Here is a 24,685-nt window from a genome sequence, read left to right on the forward strand (position 1 = left end):
TCAGGCCGATCAGAAGTCCATGTCACCGCCCGGCATGCCGCCGCCGGCCGGCGCGGCGGCCTTCTCCGGCTTGTCGGCGATGACGGCCTCGGTGGTGAGGAACAGCGCGGCGATGGAGGCGGCGTTCTGCAGCGCGGAACGGGTCACCTTCGCCGGGTCGATGATGCCCTCGGCGACCAGGTCGACGTACTCGCCGGTCGCAGCGTTCAGGCCGTGGCCCGGGGTCAGGTTGCGGACCTTCTCCACCACGACGCCGCCCTCGAGGCCGGCGTTGACGGCGATCTGCTTCAGCGGGGCCTCGAGCGCGACGCGGACGGCGTTGGCGCCGGTCGCCTCGTCACCCTCCAGCTCCAGCTTCTCGAAGACCTGGGAGGCCTGGAGCAGGGCCACGCCACCACCGGCGACGATGCCCTCCTCGACGGCCGCCTTGGCGTTGCGGACGGCGTCCTCGATGCGGTGCTTGCGCTCCTTGAGCTCCACCTCGGTGGCGGCACCGGCCTTGATGACCGCGACACCGCCGGCGAGCTTCGCCAGGCGCTCCTGCAGCTTCTCGCGGTCGTAGTCGGAGTCGCTGTTCTCGATCTCGGCGCGGATCTGGTTGACGCGGCCGTTGACCTGCTCGGAGGAGCCGGCACCGTCGACGATGGTGGTCTCGTCCTTGGTGATGACGACCTTGCGGGCGCGGCCCAGGAGGTCCAGGGTCGCGTTCTCCAGCTTGAGGCCGACCTCCTCGGAGATGACCTCGCCACCGGTGAGGATGGCGATGTCGCCGAGCATGGCCTTGCGGCGGTCGCCGAAGCCCGGGGCCTTGACGGCGACGGACTTGAAGGTGCCGCGGATCTTGTTGACGACCAGGGTCGACAGGGCCTCGCCCTCGACGTCCTCGGCGATGATCAGCAGCGGCTTGCCCGACTGCATGACCTTCTCCAGCAGCGGGAGCAGGTCCTTGACCGAGGAGATCTTGGAGTTGGCGATGAGGATGTACGGGTCCTCGAGCACCGCCTCCATGCGCTCCATGTCGGTCGCGAAGTAGGCGGAGATGTAACCCTTGTCGAAGCGCATGCCCTCGGTGAGCTCCAGCTCCAGACCGAAGGTGTTGCTCTCCTCGACGGTGATGACGCCTTCCTTGCCGACCTTGTCCATCGCCTCGGCGATCAGCTCGCCGATCTGGGTGTCGGCGGCGGAGATGGACGCGGTGGAGGCGATCTGCTCCTTGGTCTCGACGTCCTTCGCCTGCTCCAGCAGGGCGGCGGAGACGGCCTCGACGGCCTTCTCGATACCGCGCTTCAGAGCCATCGGGTTGGCACCGGCGGCGACGTTGCGCAGACCCTCCTTGACCAGGGCCTGGGCGAGCACGGTCGCGGTGGTCGTACCGTCACCGGCGACGTCGTCCGTCTTCTTGGCGACTTCCTTGACCAGCTCGGCGCCGATCTTCTCGTACGGGTCCTCGAGCTCGATCTCCTTGGCGATGGAGACACCGTCGTTGGTGATCGTGGGGGCGCCCCACTTCTTCTCGAGGACGACGTTGCGGCCCTTGGGGCCGAGCGTCACCTTCACGGCGTCCGCGAGCTGGTTCATGCCGCGCTCGAGGCCGCGCCGCGCCTCCTCGTCGAACGCGATGATCTTGGCCATGTGAAGTGGTCCCTCCAGGACTGGGGGTGATTCCTTCGGACCGCGCCCGCGCCCGCGACGGACGGCTCGCCGACCTTGTGGTTCCTTGCCCCACCCGGCCTGCGGGCCTCACCGACCCGGTCCTTCACTGTCACTCTCACCTTCAGAGTGCTAACGCCAATGATTAGCACTCGGCATGCCCGAGTGCAAGGTGCGCCCGCGCAGCGGGCTCGTCGAGGAGTGGCGGCCGGGTGACGGACGGGCGCAAGCGCCTACGGGGGTACGGCCACCCCGTCAGCCGTCCGCGAACACGGGCGGCGAGCACCCCGGCCGCCCGGCGCGGCCCGGTCCGGGCGCGGCGAAGGGCCCGCACCCTGTGCGAGGTGCGGGCCCTTCGGAAAGAAACATTCAGGCGGTGACGCGAACCATGTCGGCCTGCGGGCCCTTCTGGCCCTGCGAGATCTCGAACTCGACCCGCTGGCCCTCTTCCAGGGTGCGGTAGCCGTCCATCTGAATCGCGCTGTAGTGGACGAAGACGTCCGCACCACCGTCGACCGCGATGAAGCCGTACCCCTTCTCCGCGTTGAACCACTTGACGGTGCCCTGAGCCATGCCTAACTCCCCTATTACTGGCCCTTGCACAGATCCACACTTCGCGGACCCGGGTCAGACCTCACCCCCCAACGGTCGGGGGCGTGCGCCGGAACGCGTCGACCGCGGCTGAATGTATCTGTCCAACTGCCGTCTGCAACAGGTCAATCGGACGAGAATTCTGGACGGGAACGGTCCGGAATGTGGTGAGAATTCGCCCGACTTCAGGGCAAGTCGGGCCCCGCAAAGCGCCACAAAAGCCGCATAAAACCCGCGCACTTTGGCTACTTCTTGTCGGGCCGCGGCATGAATGCAGGGCTCCCGACCCGTCGACCCGGGAGCGCGTTCCCCAACTCTACCGCGCTCAATCACACAGAATTGCCCCCTCCGCTTCTCTCACGGAGGGGGCAATTCAATGAACAATGAGTAACCACGGTTACCCAAGGTAATGATCAGCCGCCGGCGACCGCCGGAATGATGGAGACACCGGCGCCGTCGGGGGTCGCCGTCTCAAGGCCCTGCTCGAAGCGGACGTCGTCGTCGTTGACGTAGACGTTGACGAACCGGCGCAGCTTGCCCTGGTCGTCCAGGACGCGCGCGGCGATGCCGGTGTGGTTCTTCTCCAGGTCCTCGATGACCTCGGCGAGGGTGGCACCCTCGGCGGTCACCTCGGCGTGGCCGCCGGTGTAGGTGCGCAGGATGGTGGGGATGCGAACGGTCACGCTCATGCGAGGCCAGCCTCTCGGAAGGAGTCCAGGTTCGGGCGGATGGTGGCGGTGAGGCCGGTCCCGGCCACCGCGTCCAGCGTCTTCAGGCCGTCACCGGTGTTGAGGACCACCGTGGTCTTCGTCGGGTCCAGGACGCCGTCCTCGAGCAGCTTGCGGGTCACGCCGACGGTCACGCCGCCCGCCGTCTCCGCGAAGATACCCTCGGTGCGGGCCAGCAGCTTGATGGCGTCCACGACCTCCTCGTCCGTGACGTCCTCCACGGCCCCGCCGGTGCGCCGGGCGATGTCGAGGACGTAGGGACCGTCGGCCGGGTTGCCGATGGCGAGGGACTTGGCGATGGTGTTCGGCTTCTGCGGCCGCACCACGTCGTGGCCCGCCTTGAAGGCGGTGGACACCGGCGAGCAGCCCTCGGCCTGGGCACCGAAGATCCTGTACGGCTTGTCCTCGACCAGACCCAGCTTGATCAGCTCCTGCAGCCCCTTGTCGATCTTGGTGAGCTGGGAGCCGGAGGCGATCGGGACGACGATCTGGTCGGGCAGCCGCCAGCCGAGCTGCTCGCAGATCTCGTACGCGAGGGTCTTGGAGCCCTCCGCGTAGTACGGCCGCAGGTTGACGTTGACGAAGCCCCAGCCCTCGCCGGCCGGGTCGCCGATCAGCTCGGAGCAGAAGCGGTTCACGTCGTCGTAGTTGCCCTCGATGCCGACGAGGTCGCCGCCGTAGATCGCGGCCATGACGACCTTGCCCTGCTCCAGGTCGTGCGGGATGAACACGCAGGAGCGGAAGCCGGCCCGGGCGGCGGCGGCGCCGACGGCGCCGGCGAGGTTGCCGGTGGAGGAGCAGGACAGGGTGGTGAAGCCGAAGGCGCGGGCGGCCTCCAGCGCCTGGGCGACGACGCGGTCCTTGAAGGAGTGGGTCGGGTTGCCGGAGTCGTCCTTGACGAACAGGCCGCCGGTGACGCCGAGTTCGCGGGCGAGGTTGTCGGCCTTGACGAGCTTGGTCCAGCCCGGGTTCAGGTTCGGCTTGCCGGCCACGTCCGCCGGGACGGGCAGCAGCGGGGCGTAGCGCCAGATGTTCGCGGGGCCGGACTCGATGCGGCGGCGCAGCTCTTCGGTGTCGTAGGCGGAGAAGTCGTAGGCGATCTCCAGCGGGCCGAAACACTCCTCGCAGGCGAAGAGCGGGCCGAGCGGGACGCGGTGACCGCACTCGCGACAGCTCAGGGCCGCGGCAGGGCCGAGATCGACGGTGGAACTGCTGGAGCTTGCAACTGTCTGCACAGCCATGTGAGGCGAGGCCCTTTCTCCTCATCTTCCTCACGACGCATCTCGCCGTGAGACGGATTTGGCACCTTCCCTAGCCGGGAGCCTCGCTGGAGAACGAGAACCGACTGGAGGGTTGCCGGGGCTTCATCGGGCCGTGTCCCTCTGCCCCTCTGGATGAGCGGTATGCGGTTGTCGACGCACGCTGACCCCCGACATGCGATGGTCATCGGCGTTGTTCAAGACTGTAACCGAAGGCCAGGACAGTTGAGATAGTCGTCCGAACCGCGAGATGGATCACACGGTGCAGCCCGTGCGATCACGAACAGTGAGGAGCCGCAGACCGTGCTGGAAGAAGTCGAGCGCTGGCTGGCCACCCGCTCCTGGTCCGTGGCCGATCGCCCGCTCCACCGGATCCTGTGCGCCAAGCAGCGCACGGGGCAGACGATCAGCGTCGTGCTGCCCGCGCTCAACGAGGAGGAGACGGTGGGCGACATCGTCACGGTCATCCGCCGCGACCTCGTGGAACAGGTCCCGCTCGTGGACGAGATCGTCGTCGTCGACTCCGGCTCCACCGACCGCACCTCCCAGGTCGCCGCCGCCGCGGGCGCGCGGGTCGTGCACCGGGACGCGATCCTGCCGCGCATCCCCGCCGTCCCCGGCAAGGGCGAGGTGCTGTGGCGCTCTCTGCTGGTCACCAGCGGCGACATCATCTGCTTCATCGACGCGGACCTCAGGGACTTCTCCGCCGACTTCGTCTCCGGGACCGTCGGCCCGCTGCTCACCGACCCCGGCGTGGACCTGGTCAAGGGCATGTACGACCGCCCGCTCGCCGGGACCGGGGGGCAGGGCGGTCGGGTCACCGAGCTGATGGCCCGCCCGCTGCTGAACATGCACTGGCCGCAGCTCGCAGGATTCGTGCAGCCGCTGGGCGGCGAGTACGCGGCCCGGCGCAGCCTGCTGGAGCAGTTGCCGTTCCCCGTCGGGTACGGCGTGGAACTCGGCATGCTGGTGGACGCCCTGCACCTCGTCGGCCTCGACGCGCTGGCCCAGGTGGACGTGGGCGTGCGCAAGCACCGCCACCAGGACGGCCAGGCCCTCGGCCGGATGGCCGCCGCGATCTACCGCACGGCCCAGCTCCGGCTGGCCCGCGGCCATCTGGTCCGGCCCTGTCTCACCCAGTTCGAGCGGGGCGAGGACGGCTTCGAGCCGCGCACCTACTCGGTGGACACCGAGGAGCGGCCGCCGATGGTGGAGATCGCGGAGTACGCCGAACGGAAGGTGGCGTGAACCGTTCGTATACGGCGGCGCGCCGGGCGCGGCCGTACGTTTGAGCGTTTCCGGGCGGGGCTAGGTTGAGGACCATGGCTTCCACGGATGGTGCTGCCAAGAGAGCTCAGGTGCTGGTCGCGTCCAACCGCGGCCCGGTTTCGTACACGGTGGACGACAGCGGTGCGCTGCGCGCCAAGCGGGGCGGCGGCGGGCTGGTCTCGGGGCTGTCGGCCATCGGCCCGGACGCGGACTCGCTGTGGGTGTGCGCGGCGCTGGGCGACGGCGACCGCGAGGCCGTACGACGGGCGGGCGGCGGCCTGCTGCCGGCCGAGGACAGCGGTGGGCAGCGGGTGCGGATGCTGGACATCGACGCGCGCGTGCACGCCGACGCCTACAACGGGATCGCCAACTCGGTCCTGTGGTTCGTGCACCACATGCTGTACCAGACCCCGCTGGAGCCGGTCTTCGACACGGAGTTCCGCCGGCAGTGGGCGTCGTACGAGACCTACAACCGCGCGTTCGCCGAGGCGCTGGCCGAGGAGGCGGCCGAGGGCGCGGCCGTTCTCGTCCAGGACTACCACCTGTGCCTGGTGCCGGGGATGCTGCGCGAGCTGCGCCCGGACCTGCGGATCGGCCACTTCTCGCACACGCCGTGGGCGCCGCCCGAGTACTTCGGGCTGCTCCCGGGGGACATCCGCGAGCAGCTGCTGGCGGGCATGCTCGGGGCCGACCGGGTGGCGTTCCTGACACACCGCTGGGCGGACGCGTTCCGGAACTGCGCGCAGGCGGTCATCGAGTCCGGGATGCCCGCGGACACGCGGATCGGCGTGCACGGTCTGGGGGCGGACGGGGACTTCCTGCGCAAGCGGGCGCACGAGCCGGACGTCGAGGAGCGGATGGCCGCGCTGCGCCAGGAGATCGGCGAGGGCCGAAGGACCCTCGTCCGGGTCGACCGCACCGAGCTGTCCAAGAACATCGTGCGCGGCCTGCTTGCCTACCGACAGCTGCTGGAGGACCACCCCGAGTGGCGGGAGCGGGTGGTGCATGTCGCGTTCGCGTATCCGTCCCGGCAGGACCTCGCCGTCTACCGGGACTACACGGCGGCGGTGCAGCGGGTGGCCGACGAGATCAACGCGGCCTACGGCACGCCCGGCTGGACCCCGGTGGTGCTGCACGTCAAGGACGACTTCGCGCGTTCGCTGGCCGCGTACCGGCTCGCCGACGTGGCCCTCGTCAACCCCATCCGGGACGGCATGAACCTGGTCGCCAAGGAGGTGCCGGTCGTCTCCGACGAGGGCTGCGCGCTGGTGCTGTCCCGGGAGGCGGGGGCGTACGAGGAGCTGGGCCCGCACGCGTTCGCGGTCAACCCCTACGACGTGCTGGAGACCGCGCGGGCGCTGCACGAGGCGCTGGGCATGCCGGACGCCGAGCGGGCGGAGCGGTCGAAACGGCTGGCCGACGCGGCCACCGCGCTGCCGCCCGCCCGGTGGTTCCTGGACCAGCTGCGGGCGCTCGAGGAGCCTCAGTCCAGCTGAGCCGCGAGCGACCGCAGCAGGTGCACGACGCCGACCGGACCGTCGACGACGACGTCGGCCCGTTCCGCCAGCTCCGTGACCTCCGCGCTGCCGCTGCAGACCAGGAGGCCGGGGACGCCCTCGGAGCGGAGCTTGTCGACGGCGGCGAAGGCGGGCAGGTCGCCGAGGTCGTCGCCGGCGTAGACGACGCACTCGGCGCCGGTCCTGCGGACGTGGTCGGCGAGCGCCACGCCCTTGTCCATGCCCGGTGGGCGCAGTTCCAGGACCATGCGGCCGGGTTCGACGATCAGCCCGTGCCGGCCGGCGAGGTCGGTGAGGGGGCCGCGCAGGGCCTCGAACGCGGCCTGTGGGTCGGTGGCGCGGCGGGTGTGCACGGCGACCGCCCGGCCCTTCTCCTCGATCCAGGTGCCGGGCCAGGCGCCGGCATGGTCCAGGACGCCCGGGAGTTCGGCGCGGGCCGCCGCGACCCCGGGGTGCGGGGCCGGGGCGGTGACGGTACCGGTGACCGCGTCCCAGCGTTCGGCGCCGTAGTGGCCGAGGACGGTCAGGTGCTCCAGGCCGGGGACGCCGGCGAAGCCGCCGTAGCGGACGGCGACGCCGGCCGGGCGGCCGGTGATCACCGCGACGGAGGCCACCTTCGGGGCGAGGGCGGCGAGTGCGGGTACGGCGTCCGGGTGGGCGCGGGCCTGCTCGGGGTCGGCGACGATGGGGGCCAGCGTGCCGTCGAAGTCCAGGCCGACGAGCGCTGCGCCCGGCTTGGCGAGGAGTGCGGCGAGCCCGGCCCGGCCGGGCTGGGTCTGCGGGGTCGGCAGAGGGTCCATACCGCGACAGTATCCAGCGCGGGCCGCCGTCATGCCCGGGGCTCCACCCCCTGGGACCCGCCGCGCCCGGCCACCACCGGACGCGGTCGGCCGAGAAGTCGCCCTGCCGGACGCCCCTGCCCCGCTGTGCAGCTCAGCGTTCGGCGCGGCGGGACTCCCTCACCCGGCGCAGACGGTTCACCGTCACCGGGTCCGCCGCGAGGGCCCTCTCGTCGTCCAGAAGGGCGTTCAGCAGCTGGTAGTAGCGCACCGGCGACAGGCCCAGTTCCTCGCGTATCGCGCGCTCCTTCGCGCCGGGGCCGGGGAAGCCGCGGCGCTCCAGGGCGAGGACGGCGAGTTCGCGGGAGCCGAGTTCCATGGCAGTCACCGTAGCGACGGGCACTGACAGCGGCGTTCAGTTCCTGGCGCCGCTGTCCGCCGCCGTCGCCGTCGCCTGGAGGCGGCTCAGGACGCCGGCGGGGTCGCCGCCGGGGGCGACGGCCTGGCCGACGTTCTGCTTCACGGCCGCGCTGACCGTCGCCCAGGAGGTCTTGCCGACGGGGTACAGCTCGGAGGTGGGCAGCTGGTCGAGGAAGGGGTGCAGGGCCTTGTCGGAGGCGGCGTCCGACTCGCTCATCACCGTCGAGGCGGAGCCGGTGACCGGCAGCAGCCCGTACTCGCGGGAGAAGGCCAGGACGTTCTTCTCGCTGTAGACGAAGTCGAGGAAGTCGCCTATCCGGTCGCCGTGGCCGTTCTGCCTGAAGGCCGTCATCCAGTCGGTCACGCCCATCGAGGCCCTGGCAGGGCCGGTGCGTCCCGGCGTCGGCACCATGCCGAACTTCACGCCCTTCTTCTCGGCCTGCTGGATCAGCGTGGGGTGCCCGTTGAGCATGCCGACCTGTCCGTCGGCGAACGCGGCGAAGGCGTCCGCGCGGTTCAGTCGGCCGGGTGCGACCGGCCCGGTCAGGCCCTTGTCGACCAGGTCGTCCTTGAGCCAGGTGAAGGTCTGGACGTTCTGCGCGGAGTCGATGGTGTAGGTGCCGACGTCGTCGGTGTAGCCGTTGGCATCGTTCTGGCCGCTCGCGCCGCTGAGCAGCCACTGCATCGTCTCCGCCTGGGCCTCCTCGGGGCCGAGGGGGAGCGCGAAGGGGTACTTCACGCCCTTGGCCTTGAGCGCCCTGGCGTCGGCGGCCAGCTCGTCCCAGGTGGCGGGCGGGGTGATGCCGGCCTCGGCGAACAGGGTCTTGTTGTAGAAGAGCACGCGCGTGGAGGCCGCGAACGGGATGCCGTACTGCGTGTGGTTCCACTGCCCGGCCTCGGAGAGCTGGGAGAGGAAGTCGGCCTGGGTCCTGATGGAGAGGAGGTCGGAGGCCGGGTAGAGCTTGCCGGCGGCCGCGTAGTCGGCGTAGGCGCCTATTTGGGCCAGGTCGGGGGGATGGCCGGCGGCGACCATGGCCTTGACCTTCGCGTCGACGTCGTTCCAGGAGTAGACGCTGACGTCGATCTTCACCCCGGGGTGCTTGGACTCGTACTCCTTCGCCAGGGCGTCCCAGTACTTCTGGGAGCTGTTCGCCGGGGAATCGCCGTAGTCGGCGGCGACGAGTCTGAGGGTGACGTCGGAGGAGCCCGTACTCCCGCAGCCGCCGAGGACCGCCGTCATGCCCAGCGCGGACACCACCGCGATCGTTCCTGCCGTACGCCGACGCACCCTCAAAGCCCCAACCCTGCTGTCTGACCGTTCAACATATGGACACGTAAGGTCTACACCACGTGAGTGGACTAGACCTCTCCTGGGTGGGAGGGCCACACTAGGGACCGTGGTGAGACATGTCATCGCCCTGGACGTGGGCGGTACCGGGATGAAGGCCGCTCTCGTCGGCGACGACGGCGAGCTGCTCCACCGCGCCCGCCGCGCCACCGGACGCGAGCGCGGGCCGGACGCGGTGGTCGCGGCGATCCTCGACTTCGCCGCCGAGCTGCACGCGTACGGCCTTCGGCACCACGGCGAGGCCGCCGCCGCTGCCGGCATCGCGGTCCCCGGCATCGTGGACGAGGAGCGGGGCATCGCCTCCTACGCCGCCAACCTCGGCTGGCGGGACGTACCACTGCGCACGCTGCTCGACGCACGGCTCGGCATCCCGGTCGCCCTCGGCCACGACGTGCGCGCCGGCGGGCTCGCCGAGGGCCGGATCGGCGCGGGCAAGGGTGCCGACCGGTTCCTTTTCGTGCCGCTCGGCACCGGGATCGCCGGCGCCATCGGCATCGACGGGCGAGTGGAGGCGGGCGCGCACGGCTTCGCGGGCGAGATCGGCCATGTCGTCGTACGGCCCGGCGGGGCCCCCTGCCCCTGCGGGCAGCACGGATGCCTGGAGCGGTACGCCTCCGCGTCCGCCCTGAGCGAGGCCTGGGCGGCGGCCTGCGGGGACCCGGACGCGGACGCCGCCGACTGCGCCAAGGCCGTCGCGTCCGGTGACCCGAACGCCGTCCGGGTCTGGCAGGAGGCGGTCGACGCGCTCGCCGACGGCCTGGTCACCGCGCTCACCCTGCTGGACCCGCGCGTCCTGATCATCGGCGGCGGGCTCGCCGAGGCGGGGGACGTGCTGTTCGGGCCCCTGCGGGACGCCGTCCGGCGGCGGGTCACCTTCCAGAAACTCCCGGCCGTCGTCCCCGCCGCACTGGGCGACACGGCCGGCTGCCTCGGCGCGGGTCTGCTGGCCCGCGATCTCCTCGAACCCACCGACCCCTCGGAGGTAACCGCCTGATGGCTCCCAGCTTGGTTCTCGCAGGTGCTCGGGTGGTGCTGCCCAGCGGAGTGGTGGACGACGGACGCGTGTCCGTCGAGGGCGCGCGGATCGTGGACCGGGCCGCCGAAAGCGCCCCGGTGATCGACGTGACCGGCCACTGGCTGATCCCCGGCTTCGTGGACATCCACAACCACGGCGGCGGCGGAGCCTCCTTCTCCGGCACCGCCGACGACGTCCTGACGGCCGTCCGGACGCACCGCGCGCACGGCACCACCACCCTGGTCGCCTCCACCGTCACCGACGAGATGGACCTGCTGGTCCGGCAGGCGGGACTGCTGAGCGAACTGGCCGAGCAGGGCGAGATCGCCGGCATCCACTTCGAGGGCCCGTTCATCTCGCCGTGCCGCAAGGGCGCGCACTCCGAGGCGCTGCTGCGGGACCCGGATCCGGCCGAGGTCCGCAAGCTGATCGAGGCGGCGCGCGGCAGGGCGAGGATGGTCACCCTGGCGACCGAGCTGCCGGGCGGCATCGACTCCGTACGGCTGCTCGCCGAGCACGGTGTCATCGCGGCGGTCGGGCACACGGACGCCACGTACGAGCAGACGGTCGAGGCGGTCGACGCGGGCGCCACGGTCGCCACCCACCTGTTCAACGCGATGCCCGCGCTGGGCCACCGCGCTCCCGGCCCCGTAGCGGCACTGCTGGAGGACGAGCGGGTCACGGTCGAGCTGATCAACGACGGCACGCACCTGCACCCGGCCGCGCTGGAGCTGGCGTTCCATCACGCGGGCGCGGACCGGGTGGCGTTCATCACGGACGCCATGGACGCGGCCGGCACCGGCGACGGCCGCTACATGCTCGGCCCGCTCCAGGTCGAGGTCAGCGCGGGGGTGGCCCGGCTGGTGGAGGGCGGTTCGATCGCGGGTTCCACGCTCACCCTGGACCGCGCGTTCAAGCGGGCCGTGACCGTCGACGGGCTGCCGGTGGAGGACGCCGTCAAGGCCCTGTCCGTCAACCCGGCCCGCCTGCTGGGCCTCTTCGACCGCATCGGCTCCCTGGAGCCCGGCAAGGACGCCGACCTGCTCCTTGTGGACGCGGACTTCGACCTGAAAGGCGTGATGCGGCGGGGCGAGTGGGTGGTGGCCCCGCCCCAACCGGTCTGATCCGCCCGTCTTCCCCGGGCCGGCGGCCGACTCGTGACTGGGCGGGCCGCCGTCTCTTTGGCATGATCGTGGCGCCGGAAACCGATGGCAGGCGCGTTGACGTGCCGCAGGACTTCGAGGGAGGTCGGCCCGGGTGATCCTCACGGTCACGCTGAACACCGCTCTCGACCTCACCTATCGCGTGCGGTCGCTGCGGCCGCACGCCTCGCACCGGGTGTCGGAGGTCGTGGAGCGGCCCGGCGGCAAGGGAGTGAACGTGGCCCGGGTGCTCGCGGCGCTCGGGCACGAGGTGACGGTCACGGGGTTCGCGGGCGGCGGGACCGGACGGGAGATGCGCGACCGGCTGGCCGGCATCCCCGGCCTGACGGACGCCCTCGTCCCCGTCTCCGGGCCGACCCGGCGCACGATCGCGATCGTCGACGAACTCTCCGGTGACACCACCCAGTTGAACGAGCCCGGCCCGCAGGTAGCGCCCACCGAGTGGGGCGCCTTCCTCGACCGATACGACGAACTCCTGCCGTCGGCCTCGGCGGTGGCCCTGTGCGGCAGCCTGCCGCCGGGGGTGCCGGTGGGGGCGTACGCGCATCTGGTCCGCGCGGCGAAGGCGGCCGGCCTTCCCGTCCTGCTCGACACCAGCGGCGAGCCCCTGCGTCGTGGGGTTGCCGCCCGCCCCGACCTGGTCAAGCCCAACGCCGACGAACTGGCCGAACTCACCGGCTCCCACGAGCCGTCACGCGCCACCCAGGACGCCCGGCGGCGCGGCGCCCGTGCCGTCGTCGCCTCCCTGGGCGCGCAGGGGCTGCTGGCGCTCACCCCGGAGGGCCGCTGGCGCGCGGTTCCGCCCGCCCCCGAGCACGGCAACCCCACCGGCGCCGGCGACTCGGCCGTCGCCGGCCTCCTCTCCGGGCTGCTGGACCGACTCCCCTGGCCCGACCGCCTCACCCGCGCGGTCGCCCTGTCCGCGGCCACCGTACGGTCCGCGACAGCGGGCGACTTCGACCGCGCGGCCTACGAGAAACTCCTGAGACGCGTGTCGGTGACGGCGGCGTGAAAGCGGTTCGCGGCACGGCATGTCGGTGCCGCGAAGGTCCGTGGCCCGGCTTCATGACGGTCCGCCGGGCCTGCCGGCGGACCGTTGCGCCGTCCGGGGCCTACTGCACCCACAGTTGGTCGATCAGGGCGTTGCACTGGTTCCCCTGACCGCAGGTGATCGTGAACGTGTTGGTGCCCTTGGTCAACGTCACCGGAGCCCAGGTGGACTGCCAGCCCTTCTCGAAGTCGCCCTTCGGCGAGCCGATGAAGTTCTTCATGCCCAGCGGCTGCGGGTTGGCCTTGCCGTTGACCGACAGCGTCGCGTTGGCGTCCTCACCGGGAATGGCGTACCGCACGTACAGGCGGTACGAGCCGGCTTTCTGGACGTCGTTGACGGTCCAGGTGACCGACGCGCCGACAGCGTTGAACCCCGTCACATAGACCCCGCCGTTCGCCTTCGCGCCCTTGACGTCCGAGGCAGTGGTCGCGCCACCGCTCAGCTGGAGGTCCTTCGCGTCGGTCTTCGGCATGTCCCCCGACGCCGCCGAGCTGCTGCCGGACGGGCTCGGGTTCTGGCTCTGGGACTGGGTGGGCGTGCTGCCCGCCTGGTTGTCGGTCTTCTTGTCGTCCGGGTTGCCGTTGAGCATGGCGACGCTGATACCGATGACCACCGCGGCGACCACCGCGATCGCGCCGATCAGCAGACCCTTGGTGTTCGGGCCGCGGCGGCCCGGCGCGTGCGGTGCGGAGCGGGGGCTGCTCGGCGGGGCGCCGCCGGGGAGGGTCTCGGGGGCCTGGTAGTGGGCGTTCGGCTGGCCGTAGCCGGCCTGCTGCTGCGGCATCGTCGGCTGGCCGTACGGCGCCTGCTGCTGGCCGTACTGGCGCTCGCCGACCGTACGCACCCTGCTGACCGAGTTCGGGTAGCCGTAACCGCCGGACGGCGGCTGAGCCCCTCTGGCCTGACCGTCGGCGTACAGATAGCCGAACGGGTCGTCGTCCTCGGGCGTGCTCGGGCTGTTTTCGCCGGGCGTCATCCCTTGGTCTCCTCAGCAGGTGCGGCGGATGCGGTACAGGTCTGGAAGTGCGAGCCTACCCGCTCCGGCTGGCCCAAACGGGTGACTCCCACCGCATCAGTCGCCTGACCTGGGGATCATCCGGCGCGTCGGTGCTGTTTGGGACGAGATCGTTTCTCTACGTACATCCGCTCGTCGGCGGACTTCAACACTTCGTCCGCCGTCATGCCGCAGTGTGCCCATCCGATGCCGAAGCTGGCGCCCACCCGGACGGCCCGGCCCTCGGCCCGGATCGGCTGGATGATCTCGTTGCGCAGCCGTACGGCGAGGTCCTGGGCGTCGGCCCGGCCGAGACCGTCGGCGAGGATCACGAACTCGTCGCCGCCGAGCCGGGCGACCGTGTCGCCGTCCCGGACCCCGCGCGACAGCCTGCGCGCGACCTCGATGAGGACCGCGTCGCCCGCGTTGTGCCCGAACCGGTCGTTGATCGACTTGAAGCCGTCGAGGTCGCAGAAGAGCACCGCGAGCCCCTTGGTGCCGTCGTCGCTGCCGTCCTCGGGGGCGACCGTGTGCACATGGTGGTCGTACGCGTCGTAGCCGTCCGTGCCCGGCCGGAAGTCGAAGCCGTGGCCCGTGGGCGGGTCGAAGGCGGGATGACCGTAGGCCGCGTCCAGGGACTCCAGCTCGGCGTGGGCCGGGCGCCGGCACAGCCGGGCCGCGAGGCGAGAGCGCAGCTCGGCGGAGTTCGGCAGACCGGTGAGGGAGTCGTGCGAGGCGCGGTGGGCGAGCTGCAGCTCGCGGCGCTTGCGCTCCTCTATGTCCTCGACGTGGGTCAGCAGGAAGCGGGGGCCGTCGGCGGCGTCCGCGACGACGGAGTTGCGCAGCGACACCCAGACGTACGTGCCGTCCCGGCGGCCCAGGCGCAGTTCCGCGCGGCCACCCTCCGCCGAGGTGCGCAGCAGCGTGCCGATGTCCTCGGGGTGGACCAGGTCGGAGAAGGAGTAGCGGCGCATCGCGGAGGCGGGGCGCCCCAGCAGGCGGCACAGGGCGTCGTTGGTGCGCAGGATGCGGCCGTGCTGGTCGCCGCCCATCTCGGCGATCGCCATGCCGGAGGGGGCGTACTCGAAGGCCTGCCTGAAGCTCTCCTCGCTCGCCCGCAGGGCCTGCTGCTCGCGCTCCAGGCGGACGAGGGCGCGCTGCATGTTGGCGCGCAGACGCGCGTTGCTGATCGCGATGGCGGCCTGGAAGGCGTACATCTGCAGGGCCTCACGGCCCCAGGCCCCGGGCCGGCGGCCGTTGCGCGGCCGGTCGACGGATATGACGCCCAGCAGCTCACCGGAGGAGCCGCCCTGCACGCCCGGCGTGTACATGGGCGCGAAGAGGCGGTCGGAGGGGTGCCACTCGTCCTCGAAACGCGGCGCGGGTCCGTCCGTGAACCACTGCGGTACGTCGTCGTCGTCCAGCACCCAGCCCTCGGTGTGCGGTATGAAGACCAGGTCACCCCAGCGCTCGCCCATGGCCAGCCGCCGGTCCCAGGACTCGCGGGAGCCGACCCGGCCGGTGATCAGGGCCTCGGCGGCGGAGTTCCCCGCGAACGCGGCGACGACGAGGTCGCCGTCGGGCCGCACCAGGTTCACGCAGGCCATCTCGTACCCGAGGGCGTGCACGGCGCCGTCGGCGACGGTCTGCAGTGTGTCCGCCAGGCTGCGTGCCGTGTTCATGTCGGCCATGACCTGGTGCAGCTGCCGCAGGGACGCAAGACGGACATACGGCTCCGACTCGGTCTCCATGCTCGCCCTCCCCCCGAGACCTCGCAGCGAATCAAGGGTTGTCTTCGGCGCTTCTTAAGGGTGCCTCTTACGGTGCGTTTCAGTTCCCCGCCACTGAATCACAGCGCGCTGCCCACTCGGTACACAGGGTCAACAATTCCCGCCCCTTGTGACTCAAGTCACAGATGAACGTGAACAATTGAGTGGAGTTTCCGCGTTTTACCCGTGCGTTTCCTGAACGCATGCTTTGTGCGTGCGCACACATCATGCACACACTCGTCGTCCGCTGGTCCTAGGACCGGGCTCGGGCGGAGGCCCGATGCGGCCCGCGTGGGGCGGAGACTAGCGTTTCCGGTGTGCTGAAGACTCCCTCCCCCACCGCTCTCGCCGCTTCCGGGCATGCTGAGGGGGTGAGCAACGACGAGTTCCGGGCCGCGATGTCCCGACTGGCCGCCGGGGTGGTCCTGGTGACCGCCCAGGAGCCGCCGCTGGACCCGGACGACCCGGACGCGCCGGGCATGGAGGACGTCGGCATGACCGCCACCGCCTTCGTGTCCGTCTCCCTCGACCCGCCGCTCGTCCTGGTGAGCCTGCGCACGGGCGCCCGCATGGACGACCTGCTCGACGAACAGCCCCTGTGGGCGGTGTCGGTCCTCGCCGAGAGCCAGCGGCACGTCGCGGGCCGCTTCGCCATGAAGGGCCGCATCAGCGACCGTCTGCTCTTCGAGGACATCCCCTACGTCCGCGGCGAGGCCACCGGCGCCCCGCTGGTGGGCGGGGCGCTGGCCACGCTGGAGTGCCGCACCGAGCAGCGGGTGGCGGCCGGCGACCACACCCTGGTCATCGGCCGCGTGCTGACGGCGCGGGTACCGAGCGCGGAGGGCGGCCCGCTGCTGTATTTCCGGGGCCGCTACCGGCAGTTGGGCTGAGCACCGCACCCGGCCGGCCGCTACACCGGCTCGACGGTCAGCGCCGAGAGCTCCTCCGGCTCCGTCACGGCCTCGATGGACGCGATGCGGTCGGCGACGAAGGTGAACGTCAGCACCCGCTCCAGGCGGCCCTCCGCGTACACCACGAGTCCTGTCACCCCGTCGATCAGGGCCGGCTGCGCCACCCGCGTCACGTGCGCGTAGCGCTTCGCACCGGAGGCGACCTGCACCGCACCGACGGTCACCCCGGTGTCGCCGCGCGCCACCACGTCCGGGTCGAGCACCGCCAGCAACCCGTCGAAGTCGCCCTCGCGCGCGGCCGCCAGGAAGGCGTCGACCACCTCCCGCTGCCGTACCAGATCGGTCTCCGGCGCGTCCGCGCCCCGCACCCGCCGCCGCGCCCGGCTGGCCAGCTGCCGCGTCGCGGCCGGGCTGCGCCCGAGCACGCCGCCGATCTCCTCGAACGGCACCCCGAACAGATCGTGCAGCACGAACGCCAGCCGCTCGGCCGGCGAGAGCGTGTCGAGGACGACCAGGAGCGCCAGCCCGACCGAGTCCGCGAGCAGGGCGTCCTGCGCCGGGTCCGGCTCGGCGGAGGCGCCCGGACGCCAGGTGTCCAGGGGCTGCTCGCCCCGTGAGCGGCGGGAGCGGAGCATGTCGAGGCAGACCCGTCCCACGACGGTCGTCAGCCAGCCCCCGAGGTTGCCGACATCGCGCGTGTCGGTCCGGCTCAGCCGGAACCACGCCTCCTGCACCGCGTCCTCGGCCTCCGCGGCCGAGCCCAGCATCCGGTAGGCGACACCCCGCAGATGCCCCCGGTACGCCTCGAACCGCTCGGCGAGAAACGCGTCGTCACGGTGCTGCTGCTCGTTGTCAGTCATCGCGCTGCCCGGCCTCTTTCGTCCGCCGTCGTGGGTCTACCACCTCACTGACGAACCGCGGGGCGCGGATGTGACGCCGGAGGTGCCTTCGGGTGCGACGGACGCACCGTCGCAGGGTTCACCCCCAGTCCCGGCCGGAGCGGCCCCGCTTCGTCTGCGAGCGCTGCTTCTTCTCCCGCAGCCGGCGTTCGTTGATGCCGCGCGGGATCCGGGTCGCCCGGCGCGGCTTGGGCGGGGGCGCGCTGGCCTCCGCGAGAAGGGCCGCGAGGCGCACGGCGGCGGCCTCGCGGTTGCGCCACTGCGAGCGGTGCTCGGAGGCCCGTACGGACACCACGCCGTCGACGAGCCGGCCCGCGAGCCGCCGCAGCGCCCGCTCCTTCCACACCGGAGGCAGCGCCTCGGTGCGGGCGAGGTCGAAGCGCAGCTCCACGGCCGAGTCACTGGTGTTGACGTGCTGTCCACCGGGCCCGGACGACCTGGAGAAACGCCACATCAGCTCGGCCTCGGGGAGCGAGACGGAACCGCGGACGACGTAAGGACCGGACATGCGTCACATGTTCCCGGTCCCGTCCGGTCCGCGTCACCTGCATTTCCGGGCCCCGTCCTGCCGCCCGGCGAGAAAGGCGCTCGGTAAAAAAGGTAAAGGGATCCGGAACCGCCAGGACCCCCTCGACGTTCTTCCGGGTGACGGTAGCTTCAACGGCACTGCACCACACGTATCCAAGGGAAGGGACTCCCAACATGGCTGTAAGCCTGTCCAAGGGCGGCAACGTCTCGCTCACCAAGGAGGCTCCGGGCCTGACCGCCGTCACCGTGGGCCTCGGCTGGGACGTCCGCACCACCACCGGCACGGACTTCGACCTGGACGCCTCCGCCATCGCGGTCAACGGCCAGGGCAAGGTCTACTCGGACGCGCACTTCGTCTTCTTCAACAACAAGCAGACCCCGGACAACTCCATCGTCCACACCGGTGACAACCGCACGGGCGAGGGCGCGGGCGACGACGAGGCGATCAACGTCAACCTGGCCGCGCTCCCCGCCGACATCGACAAGGTCGTCTTCCCGGTCTCCATCTACGACGCCGAGAACCGCGGCCAGAACTTCGGCCAGGTCCGCAACGCCTACATCCGTATCGTCAACCAGGCCGGCGGTGCCGAGATCGCCCGCTACGACCTCTCCGAGGACGCCGCCACCGAGACGGCCATGGTCTTCGGCGAGCTGTACCGCAACGGCGCGGAGTGGAAGTTCCGCGCGGTGGGCCAGGGTTACGTCTCGGGCCTGGTGGGCATCGCCCAGGACTTCGGCGTCAACGTCTGACGGACGCCGCGCCGGAATCGCGCGGGTCGTCCGGGGGGCCTCCGTCGCGGCGCCTGCGGTGGGCGCCTGTGCCGTGGCGCCTCCGGTCGTGGAGAGCGGCGGCCTCCGGTTGCCGTCGGCGCGACCGGAGGCTCCGGGCGGCCCCTGCATGAACCCGCGGTCAGGCCGGGGCTTTCGTGGACCGCGGCGGCAGAAAACCGGGGGTGGCCGGAGGCGCTCGGAGATAGCGTGCCCGCGTGATCCTGGAACCCCTGCCTCCCGACCGGGACGTGCCGCCCCCGCTCCTGGCGGAGCTCACCGCGCTCTACGCGTCCAACCGCGAGTTCCACCGGCTCAGCGGCGATTTTCCCGACCCGGACGACATACGCCCCGAGCAGGTCGCGGCCACGCTGGCCGAGGACTTGGCCGTGCCGGGTGCCGAGGTGCTGCTCGCCCGCACGGAGGAGGGACGCCTCGTCGGTCTCGCCGGCACGCTCGCCCACCACCCCGACCCCGCCGACCCGGATCCGTGGATCGGACTGCTGATGGTGCACGCGGCCGAGCACGGCAAGGGCCACGGCCGGACCGTCGCGCAACTCGTCGAGGACCGCTTCCGCGCCCGGTGCCGCCGCAGTGCCGTACGGCTCGCCGTGCTCGAGAACAACCCCAAGGCCCTCGCCTTCTGGACCGCCCTCGGCTACGAGGTCATCGGCCACCGCCCCGACCGCGCCCTCGGCCGACCCTGTGCCGTGCTGCGCAAGGTGCTGGGCGACGCGCCGCGCACGCCGAGGAGGGGCGCCCGGACCGCCGTGGTGGCGGGACGTCCAGGCACCGCGTCCGTCACGGACGGCCGGGCTTGCCGTCTCCGTACAGCCAGTCCTTCCAGATCTCGGTGAAGTCCTGGTGCGGGGCCTTCTTCTCCACGTACGCGGTGAAGTCCGCGGTGCTCGCGCTGCCGTGGCGGTGGGCGGCGGCCCAGCCCTCGATGATGGCGTAGAAGGTGTCGTCGCCGACCTTCTGCCGGATCTTCTGCAGGACCATCGCGCCACGCTGGTAGACGGGGCTGTCGGAGATGTGCGCGGCGCTCGACGGCTTCGCGGGCGGGAAGGCCCAGATGGCCTTGTCGTTCCCGTCGTAGTAGTCCATGAAGGTCTGCCGGCAGCTCTCGCCGCCGTGGTCCTCCCGCCACAGCCACTCCGCGTAGGTGGCGAAGCCCTCGTTGAGCCACATGTCCCGCCAGGACTTCGGGGTGACCGAGTCGCCGTACCACTGGTGGGCGAGTTCGTGCACGAGGGCGCCGGTGTCCGGGGCGCCGGGGAAGACGGGCCGGTTCTGGGTCTCCAGGGCGTAGCCGGCGTCGCCGGGGCGGTCGACGATCGCGCCGGTGGAGGAGAAGGGGTACGGGCCGAAGTTGATCTCCTCCCACTTGATGATCGCGGGGAGCTGCGCGAGCACCTTCTCGCTCGCCTTCGCCTGGGTGGGGTCGACGGCGGTGAGAATCGGCAGCCCGTGCGGGCCGGTACCGCGGGTGAGGTCGAAGTGGCCGACGGCGACGGTGGCGAGGTAGGTCGCCATGGGCTCGGCGACGTGCCAGTGGAACGTCGTACGTCCACCCTTGGTGGACTGGTCGGCCAGCTCGCCGTTGGAGACGGCCTGGAGGCCCGCGGGGACGGTGACCGTGATGTCGTAGGACGCCTTGTCGGAGGGGTGGTCGTCACTCGGGAACCACGTCATGGAGCCGACGGGTTCACCGAGGCCGAGGGCGCCGTCGGCGGTGGGCAGCCAGCCCTCCTCGGAGCCGTCGGGGTCGGTCAGGGTGTGCGGGATGCCCGCATAGCGGACGGCCGTGCGGAAGGTCTCGCCCTTGCTGAGGTCGTCGTGCGGGCGGACGGTGAGTTCCTGGCCTGCCCGGTCGAAGCGGGCCTTCTTGCCCTCCACGGTGACCGAGTCGACGTGCAGCCCGCTGAGGTCCAGGTCGAAGGCGGACAGGTCCTGGGTGGCGCGGGCGATGATGACGGCAGTGCCGGTGAGCCGGCGGCCGGCGGGGGTGTAGTCCAGGGTGAGGTCGTAGTGCCCGACGTCGTAGCCGCCGTTGCCGGCCTTCGGGAAGTAGGGGTCGCGTACGCCGGATCCGCCCGGGGTGCCGTGCACGCCGCCGTCGCACGCGGTGGCGGTGAGGGAGAGGAGCGCCGCGACGGCCAGGAAAAGACGTACGGATCTGGACATGTCAGTGATCTTAAGTGCGGCTGGTCCGTCGGGCCTCGGGTCCGGGGCCGCCGCTCGCGCGTGACACCATCTCTCCCGTGCTCGACATCGGCTACGCCCTCTCCAACCGGTTCCCGGATCCCCCGCAGACCGACTACCGCCGCGCGGACGTCCACGCGCTGCGGCACGACCTGTTCTGCGGTGACGTCTACCTCGCGGACACCGAGACGGACAGGGAGCTGTCCACAGCCTGGGGATGGGTGCCGGTGCTGGACTTCGCGTGGGCGCTGTGCGACATCGTGGAGCGGCTGGACCGGGATCCGATGGGCTCCCGCGCCGCCCGGCCGCAAAGGGCGGAGCTGGACTTCACCGAGTCCACCGACCGGATGCTGTTCGAGCGCCGCTTCGGCTGGGTGGACATCAGCGCCGACTGGGTGCCGGCGGAGGAGTCCCCGCTCTCCGTCTCCCACGCCGAACTGCGCCGCGAGGGCCGCGACTTCCTGCATGACCTGGTCGCCGACCTGACCGACCTCCACGAGGACCTGGCGGAGAACCCGGCGATCTGGACCCTGCAGGCCCGCTTTCCCCGGATGCCCTGAGTCCCGGCCGCCCCGCTACTCCACCCGGATCCCCATCTCCGCCGCCAGCACCGGTGCCAGGTCCAGCAGTTGCCCGGTGCTGATCACCGCCCCCGACAGCCGGTCCAGGCCCCGCACGATCTCCAGCGGTGCGGCACCGCGCAGGTCCACGTCCTTCAGTGTCGCGCTGCCGAAGTCGGCCTCTCTCAGCGCGCAGTCGACGAACTCCACCCGCTCCAGGACCGCGCCCGCGAAGTCCGGCTCGACCAGCACGCATGACTCGAAGACGACGTCCTTGAGGCGGGCCTCGCGCAGGTTCAGGTAGTCGATCTTGCCGCCGCGGACCAGGACCCGCTCCAGGACCGCGCCGTGCAGCTGGGTGCCGCCGAGACGGGCGTCGATCAGCTCGACGTCCCGGAACGTGGACTCGGCGAGATGTGTGCCCACCCCGCGCAGCCCGCTCAGCACCGAGTCCAGCACTCTCGCCCGGCCCAGCGCCGTCCCGTCCACCGCACAGCCCGTCAGCGCGCAGTCCATGAACCGGGCGCCCACGCCGTCCTGCCCCGTCAGGTCGGCGTCCCGGAACTCCAGCCCGTCGTAGTCCCCGTCCGGCGTCAACTCGCCGTCCGGCCAGGGCTCCAGCGGCGGCAGCCGCAGCTCCGGCCGTCGCGCGCCCTTCACTCCTGCCCGGCCCGCCGCCCGGCCCTCCGTCGCTCTCCTCGCCATGCCCCCATGCTGCACCCCGCCACTGACAATCCGGCTGACCTGCGCAGACCCGGACCATGTCACATTCCGGCCGGGCGAAACGTCGTATGCACGGACAAGGTGAACCACCCGAGGGGGGAGCCCGCCCCATGCACCGCAGCACCGCCGACGCCCGCGGCTCAGCCGGACCAACCGCCGCCGAAGGCACGTACCGCGCCGCCGGCCCGCGCTTGACCACAAGCGTGCTTGAGGCCGGAGGGTGGGCGCGATGAGCCGTCGTCCGCCACCGCCGCTCGGCCCGGAGATGCTCCGCAGGGCCGGCGGTCTGCGCGCGCTGGAACTGCGCGCGCTCGCCGAGGCCGCCCACGGCCGGCTGCGCCCGGCCGTGACCCGTTTCCCGCTCGCGGAGGCGGCCGCCGCGCACCGCGCGCTCGAGAACCGCGGCACGATCGGAAAGGTGGTGTTGGAACCATGACGACCAAGCCGATGACCGACAACTGGGGACAATCGGTTCCAGATAAACGTGACAATCTCACCAATCAGGATGCAATACGCCCTGATTCGTGGTCTTCTGGCCAGATGAGTACCGGCCGAACGGGTGAGGCCGGCGTCCCCGGAAACACCGCCGGACACACCCCCGAGGGAACGGATCAGCACCGCTGGTGGGCCCTGGTCGTCATCGCCCTCGCCCAGCTGATGGTCGTCCTCGACGCGACCATCGTGAACATCGCGCTCCCCTCCGCCCAGCACGCCCTGCACATGTCCGACGGCAACCGGCAGTGGGTGATCACCGCCTACACCCTCGCCTTCGGCGGCCTGCTGCTGCTCGGCGGCCGCATCGCCGACCTCGTCGGCCGCAAACGCACCTTCGTCCTCGGGCTCGTCGGCTTCGCCGCCGCCTCCGCCGTCGGAGGCGCCGCCACCGGCTCCGCCATGCTCTTCGGCGCCCGCGCCCTCCAGGGCGTCTTCGCCGCCGTCCTCGCGCCCTCCGCGCTCTCCCTGCTGACCACGACCTTCACCGACCCGCGCGAACGCGGCAAGGCCTTCGGCATCTACGGTGCCCTCGCCGGCAGCGGCTCGGCGATCGGCTTCATCGTCGGCGGACTGCTCACCGAATACCTGAACTGGCGCTGGTGCCTCTACGTCAACGTGCCCATCGCAGTCCTCGCCGTCGTCGGCGCCTTCGCCCTGCTCCACGACCGCCCCGGCCACCACGAGGCCCGGCTCGACGTCCCCGGCGTGGTGCTCGGCTGCGGCGGTCTGGTGGCCATCGTCTACGGCTTCAGCGAGGCCGAACCGCGCGGCTGGAGCGACCCCCTGGTGCTCGCGCTCTTCGCGGCCGGCGTCGCCCTGCTGACCGCCTTCGTGTGGTGGCAGAACCGCACCCCGAGCCCCCTGCTGCCGCTTCACATCCTCAGCGACCGCAACCGCGCAGGCTGTTTCCTGACCATGATGCTCGCGACGATCGGCATGTTCGGCCTGTTCCTGTTCATGACCTACTACCTGCAGGTCATCCTCGGCTACTCCCCGGTCAGGACCGGTCTCGCCTACCTGCCGCTGACCGCCGCGATCATCACCGGCTCCACGCAGATCTCCGCCCGGCTGCTGCACCACGTGGCTCCGCGCATGCTCATGGCGCCCGGCATGGTCCTCGCCGCGGGCGGCATGCTGCTCCTCACCCGCATGACGGTCCACTCCTCCTACCCCACCGAGATCCTGCCCGCCCTCGTCCTGATGGGCCTCGGCATGGGCCTGACCTTCATGCCGGTGTTCGCCACCGCCACGGCGGGCGTCGCCGCGCGCGACTCCGGCGTCACCTCCGCGACCGTCAACACCTCGCAGCAGGTGGGCGGTTCCATCGGTACGGCGCTGCTCAACACCATCGCCACCACCAGCAGCACCGCCTACATCACCGCCCATCTGCACAGCGCCGCCCGGAAGGCCACGGTGATCCCGGCGGGCGTGGTGCACGGCTACACGGTCGCGATCGGCTGGGCGGCCGCCGTGATGCTGGTGGCCGGCCTGGTCGCCGGGTTCATGGTGACGGCCAGGGCGCCGAAGCACGGGACGGCCGCGAGGACGCCGGTCGTGGAGTCAGTGGGCTGAGCCCAGCGCGGTGAGCGCCTCGTCCGTCAGGCGGTACACCGTCCACTCGTCCTGCGGACGGGCGCCCAGCGCCTCGTAGAACCCGATCGCGGGCCGGTTCCAGTCCAGCACCGACCACTCCAGCCGCCCGTACCCGCGCTCCACGCAGATCCGCGCCAGCTCGGTCAGCAGCGCCCGCCCGTGCCCGCCACCGCGCGCGGCCGGGCGGACGTACAGATCCTCCAGGTGGATGCCGTGCACGCCCCGCCAGGTCGAGAAGTTCAGGAACCACAGCGCGAACCCGACCGGCTCACCGCTCGCGTCGTCCACCGCCATGTGCGCGAACGCCGCCGACCGCCGACCGAACAGCGCCTCGGCGAGCTGCCCCTCGCTCGCCTTCGCCTCCCCGGGGGCCTTCTCGTACTCGGCCAGCTCACGGATCATGGCATGGATGGCGGGGACGTCGTCGACGGTCGCGGCACGAATCATGCG

24 protein-coding genes, 1 pseudogene and 1 riboswitch are annotated in these 24,685 nt (G+C 71.5%); of the genes and pseudogenes, 11 read left to right on the forward strand and 14 right to left on the reverse strand.

The features are described 5' to 3' along the window. Positions 1–9: 9 nt before the first annotated feature. From groL to thrC, 4 genes are all read right to left on the reverse strand, one after another. Positions 10–1,632: a chaperonin GroEL gene (gene groL, locus AC5WRT_RS02005; RefSeq protein WP_365872458.1), complete on the reverse strand. Its 1,623-nt coding sequence runs from the start codon at positions 1,630–1,632 to the stop codon at positions 10–12. Positions 1,633–2,019: 387 nt separating this feature from the next. Then, a complete protein-coding gene (locus AC5WRT_RS02010; RefSeq protein WP_004986573.1) occupies positions 2,020–2,223 on the reverse strand; it encodes a cold-shock protein in 204 nt (67 codons plus the stop codon). A 431-nt stretch (positions 2,224–2,654) separates the two neighbouring features. Next, on the reverse strand, positions 2,655–2,930 hold the full coding sequence (locus tag AC5WRT_RS02015; RefSeq protein ID WP_496091893.1) for a MoaD/ThiS family protein: 276 nt from the start codon (positions 2,928–2,930) through the stop codon (positions 2,655–2,657). Next, positions 2,927–4,210 carry a threonine synthase gene (thrC, locus tag AC5WRT_RS02020; protein ID WP_496091894.1) on the reverse strand — a complete coding sequence of 428 codons (1,284 nt, stop codon included), beginning with the start codon at positions 4,208–4,210 and terminating at the stop codon, positions 2,927–2,929. The genes AC5WRT_RS02015 and thrC overlap by 4 nt, the downstream gene beginning before the upstream one ends. Before the next feature lie 18 nt (positions 4,211–4,228). Further along, a riboswitch (SAM riboswitch) is annotated at positions 4,229–4,370 on the reverse strand. Positions 4,371–4,531: 161 nt separating this feature from the next. Here thrC and AC5WRT_RS02025 point away from each other — a divergent pair. Further along, positions 4,532–5,476: a glucosyl-3-phosphoglycerate synthase gene (locus tag AC5WRT_RS02025; protein ID WP_496091895.1), complete on the forward strand. Its 945-nt coding sequence runs from the start codon at positions 4,532–4,534 to the stop codon at positions 5,474–5,476. A 74-nt stretch (positions 5,477–5,550) separates the two neighbouring features. Then, the gene (locus AC5WRT_RS02030) at positions 5,551–6,993 is read left to right on the forward strand and encodes an alpha,alpha-trehalose-phosphate synthase (UDP-forming) (protein WP_496091896.1); all 1,443 of its coding nucleotides are present in this window, start codon (positions 5,551–5,553) and stop codon (positions 6,991–6,993) included. On the opposite strand, the gene otsB is transcribed toward AC5WRT_RS02030, so the two are convergent. From otsB to AC5WRT_RS02045, 3 genes are all read right to left on the reverse strand, one after another. Next, a complete protein-coding gene (gene otsB / locus AC5WRT_RS02035; RefSeq protein ID WP_496091897.1) occupies positions 6,981–7,814 on the reverse strand; it encodes a trehalose-phosphatase in 834 nt (277 codons plus the stop codon). The two genes, AC5WRT_RS02030 and otsB, sit on opposite strands and share 13 nt — an antisense overlap. A gap of 133 nt (positions 7,815–7,947) precedes the next feature. Further along, positions 7,948–8,172, reverse strand: a complete 225-nt coding sequence (locus AC5WRT_RS02040; RefSeq protein WP_496091898.1) for a DUF3263 domain-containing protein — start codon at positions 8,170–8,172, stop codon at positions 7,948–7,950. A gap of 36 nt (positions 8,173–8,208) precedes the next feature. After that, the gene (locus AC5WRT_RS02045; protein ID WP_496092006.1) at positions 8,209–9,501 is read right to left on the reverse strand and encodes an ABC transporter substrate-binding protein; all 1,293 of its coding nucleotides are present in this window, start codon (positions 9,499–9,501) and stop codon (positions 8,209–8,211) included. Positions 9,502–9,613: 112 nt separating this feature from the next. On the opposite strand from AC5WRT_RS02045, the gene AC5WRT_RS02050 reads away from it, so the two are divergent. The 3 genes from AC5WRT_RS02050 (at position 9,614) to AC5WRT_RS02060 (ending at position 12,751) form a co-directional block, all read left to right on the forward strand. Then, the gene (locus tag AC5WRT_RS02050) at positions 9,614–10,555 is read left to right on the forward strand and encodes an ROK family protein (protein WP_496092007.1); all 942 of its coding nucleotides are present in this window, start codon (positions 9,614–9,616) and stop codon (positions 10,553–10,555) included. Next, positions 10,555–11,700 carry an N-acetylglucosamine-6-phosphate deacetylase gene (gene nagA, locus AC5WRT_RS02055; RefSeq protein ID WP_496091899.1) on the forward strand — a complete coding sequence of 382 codons (1,146 nt, stop codon included), beginning with the start codon at positions 10,555–10,557 and terminating at the stop codon, positions 11,698–11,700. Before AC5WRT_RS02050 ends, nagA begins: the two co-directional genes overlap by 1 nt. 133 nt (positions 11,701–11,833) lie before the next feature. After that, positions 11,834–12,751 (forward strand): 1-phosphofructokinase family hexose kinase, encoded by a 918-nt coding sequence (locus AC5WRT_RS02060; protein WP_496099868.1) that lies wholly within the window; start codon positions 11,834–11,836, stop codon positions 12,749–12,751. Between the two features lie 100 nt (positions 12,752–12,851). Here AC5WRT_RS02060 and AC5WRT_RS02065 read toward each other — a convergent pair whose 3' ends face one another. Together AC5WRT_RS02065 and cdgB are read right to left on the reverse strand one after the other, a co-directional pair. Then, complete coding sequence (locus AC5WRT_RS02065; protein WP_496091901.1) at positions 12,852–13,766, reverse strand: CBM35 domain-containing protein; 915 nt, start codon at positions 13,764–13,766, stop codon at positions 12,852–12,854. A gap of 116 nt (positions 13,767–13,882) precedes the next feature. After that, entirely contained in the window at positions 13,883–15,535 is a 1,653-nt protein-coding gene (cdgB, locus tag AC5WRT_RS02070; RefSeq protein ID WP_496091902.1) for a diguanylate cyclase CdgB, read from the reverse strand. A 335-nt stretch (positions 15,536–15,870) separates the two neighbouring features. Here cdgB and AC5WRT_RS02075 point away from each other — a divergent pair, with 335 nt between their 5' ends. Beyond that, on the forward strand, positions 15,871–16,443 hold the full coding sequence (locus tag AC5WRT_RS02075; protein WP_496091903.1) for a flavin reductase family protein: 573 nt from the start codon (positions 15,871–15,873) through the stop codon (positions 16,441–16,443). 20 nt (positions 16,444–16,463) lie between these two features. On the opposite strand, the gene AC5WRT_RS02080 is transcribed toward AC5WRT_RS02075, so the two are convergent. Both AC5WRT_RS02080 and arfB read right to left on the reverse strand, forming a co-directional pair. Continuing rightward, complete coding sequence (locus tag AC5WRT_RS02080; protein WP_496091904.1) at positions 16,464–17,324, reverse strand: sigma-70 family RNA polymerase sigma factor; 861 nt, start codon at positions 17,322–17,324, stop codon at positions 16,464–16,466. 118 nt (positions 17,325–17,442) lie between these two features. Then, complete coding sequence (gene arfB, locus AC5WRT_RS02085; RefSeq protein WP_496091905.1) at positions 17,443–17,871, reverse strand: alternative ribosome rescue aminoacyl-tRNA hydrolase ArfB; 429 nt, start codon at positions 17,869–17,871, stop codon at positions 17,443–17,445. 194 nt (positions 17,872–18,065) lie between these two features. Between arfB and AC5WRT_RS02090 the strand changes: the two genes are divergently transcribed. Continuing rightward, entirely contained in the window at positions 18,066–18,641 is a 576-nt protein-coding gene (locus tag AC5WRT_RS02090; RefSeq protein ID WP_496091906.1) for a TerD family protein, read from the forward strand. Positions 18,642–18,877: 236 nt separating this feature from the next. Next, on the forward strand, positions 18,878–19,516 hold the full coding sequence (locus tag AC5WRT_RS02095; RefSeq protein WP_496091907.1) for a GNAT family N-acetyltransferase: 639 nt from the start codon (positions 18,878–18,880) through the stop codon (positions 19,514–19,516). On the opposite strand, the gene AC5WRT_RS02100 is transcribed toward AC5WRT_RS02095, so the two are convergent. Next, positions 19,461–20,846: a M1 family metallopeptidase gene (locus tag AC5WRT_RS02100; RefSeq protein ID WP_496099869.1), complete on the reverse strand. Its 1,386-nt coding sequence runs from the start codon at positions 20,844–20,846 to the stop codon at positions 19,461–19,463. The two genes, AC5WRT_RS02095 and AC5WRT_RS02100, sit on opposite strands and share 56 nt — an antisense overlap. A gap of 77 nt (positions 20,847–20,923) precedes the next feature. Here AC5WRT_RS02100 and AC5WRT_RS02105 point away from each other — a divergent pair, with 77 nt between their 5' ends. After that, complete coding sequence (locus AC5WRT_RS02105; RefSeq protein WP_496091909.1) at positions 20,924–21,424, forward strand: hypothetical protein; 501 nt, start codon at positions 20,924–20,926, stop codon at positions 21,422–21,424. Between the two features lie 15 nt (positions 21,425–21,439). Here the strand turns inward: AC5WRT_RS02105 and AC5WRT_RS02110 are convergent, their stop codons facing one another. Beyond that, entirely contained in the window at positions 21,440–22,129 is a 690-nt protein-coding gene (locus AC5WRT_RS02110) for a pentapeptide repeat-containing protein (protein ID WP_496091910.1), read from the reverse strand. 271 nt (positions 22,130–22,400) lie between these two features. Between AC5WRT_RS02110 and AC5WRT_RS02115 the strand changes: the two are divergent. Next, positions 22,401–22,583, forward strand: a pseudogene (locus AC5WRT_RS02115) (zinc-binding dehydrogenase); the annotation flags it as partial. Positions 22,584–22,687: 104 nt separating this feature from the next. Then, entirely contained in the window at positions 22,688–24,214 is a 1,527-nt protein-coding gene (locus AC5WRT_RS02120) for an MFS transporter (RefSeq protein ID WP_496099870.1), read from the forward strand. Here AC5WRT_RS02120 and AC5WRT_RS02125 read toward each other — a convergent pair. After that, positions 24,203–24,682 carry a GNAT family N-acetyltransferase gene (locus tag AC5WRT_RS02125; protein WP_496091912.1) on the reverse strand — a complete coding sequence of 160 codons (480 nt, stop codon included), beginning with the start codon at positions 24,680–24,682 and terminating at the stop codon, positions 24,203–24,205. The two genes, AC5WRT_RS02120 and AC5WRT_RS02125, sit on opposite strands and share 12 nt — an antisense overlap. Between the last annotated feature and the right edge of the window lie 3 nt (positions 24,683–24,685).

The organism is Streptomyces sp. NTD91 (assembly GCF_059510455.1).

Bases quoted from the DNA above. Each gene is read 5' to 3' on its own strand.
- AC5WRT_RS02065 (WP_496091901.1), bottom strand. From the start codon at position 13,766: ATGACGCCCGGCGAAAACAGCCCGAGCACGCCCGAGGACGACGACCCG.
- cdgB (WP_496091902.1), bottom strand. From the start codon at position 15,535: ATGGAGACCGAGTCGGAGCCGTATGTCCGTCTTGCGTCCCTGCGGCAG.
- nagA (WP_496091899.1), top strand. From the start codon at position 10,555: ATGGCTCCCAGCTTGGTTCTCGCAGGTGCTCGGGTGGTGCTGCCCAGC.
- otsB (WP_496091897.1), bottom strand. From the start codon at position 7,814: ATGGACCCTCTGCCGACCCCGCAGACCCAGCCCGGCCGGGCCGGGCTC.
- AC5WRT_RS02040 (WP_496091898.1), bottom strand. From the start codon at position 8,172: ATGGAACTCGGCTCCCGCGAACTCGCCGTCCTCGCCCTGGAGCGCCGC.
- groL (WP_365872458.1), bottom strand. From the start codon at position 1,632: ATGGCCAAGATCATCGCGTTCGACGAGGAGGCGCGGCGCGGCCTCGAG.
- AC5WRT_RS02110 (WP_496091910.1), bottom strand. From the start codon at position 22,129: ATGGCGAGGAGAGCGACGGAGGGCCGGGCGGCGGGCCGGGCAGGAGTG.
- AC5WRT_RS02125 (WP_496091912.1), bottom strand. From the start codon at position 24,682: ATGATTCGTGCCGCGACCGTCGACGACGTCCCCGCCATCCATGCCATG.
- AC5WRT_RS02030 (WP_496091896.1), top strand. From the start codon at position 5,551: ATGGCTTCCACGGATGGTGCTGCCAAGAGAGCTCAGGTGCTGGTCGCG.
- AC5WRT_RS02100 (WP_496099869.1), bottom strand. From the start codon at position 20,846: ATGTCCAGATCCGTACGTCTTTTCCTGGCCGTCGCGGCGCTCCTCTCC.
- AC5WRT_RS02120 (WP_496099870.1), top strand. From the start codon at position 22,688: ATGAGTACCGGCCGAACGGGTGAGGCCGGCGTCCCCGGAAACACCGCC.
- thrC (WP_496091894.1), bottom strand. From the start codon at position 4,210: ATGGCTGTGCAGACAGTTGCAAGCTCCAGCAGTTCCACCGTCGATCTC.
- AC5WRT_RS02010 (WP_004986573.1), bottom strand. From the start codon at position 2,223: ATGGCTCAGGGCACCGTCAAGTGGTTCAACGCGGAGAAGGGGTACGGC.
- AC5WRT_RS02080 (WP_496091904.1), bottom strand. From the start codon at position 17,324: ATGACTGACAACGAGCAGCAGCACCGTGACGACGCGTTTCTCGCCGAG.
- arfB (WP_496091905.1), bottom strand. From the start codon at position 17,871: ATGTCCGGTCCTTACGTCGTCCGCGGTTCCGTCTCGCTCCCCGAGGCC.
- AC5WRT_RS02015 (WP_496091893.1), bottom strand. From the start codon at position 2,930: ATGAGCGTGACCGTTCGCATCCCCACCATCCTGCGCACCTACACCGGC.
- AC5WRT_RS02090 (WP_496091906.1), top strand. From the start codon at position 18,066: ATGGCTGTAAGCCTGTCCAAGGGCGGCAACGTCTCGCTCACCAAGGAG.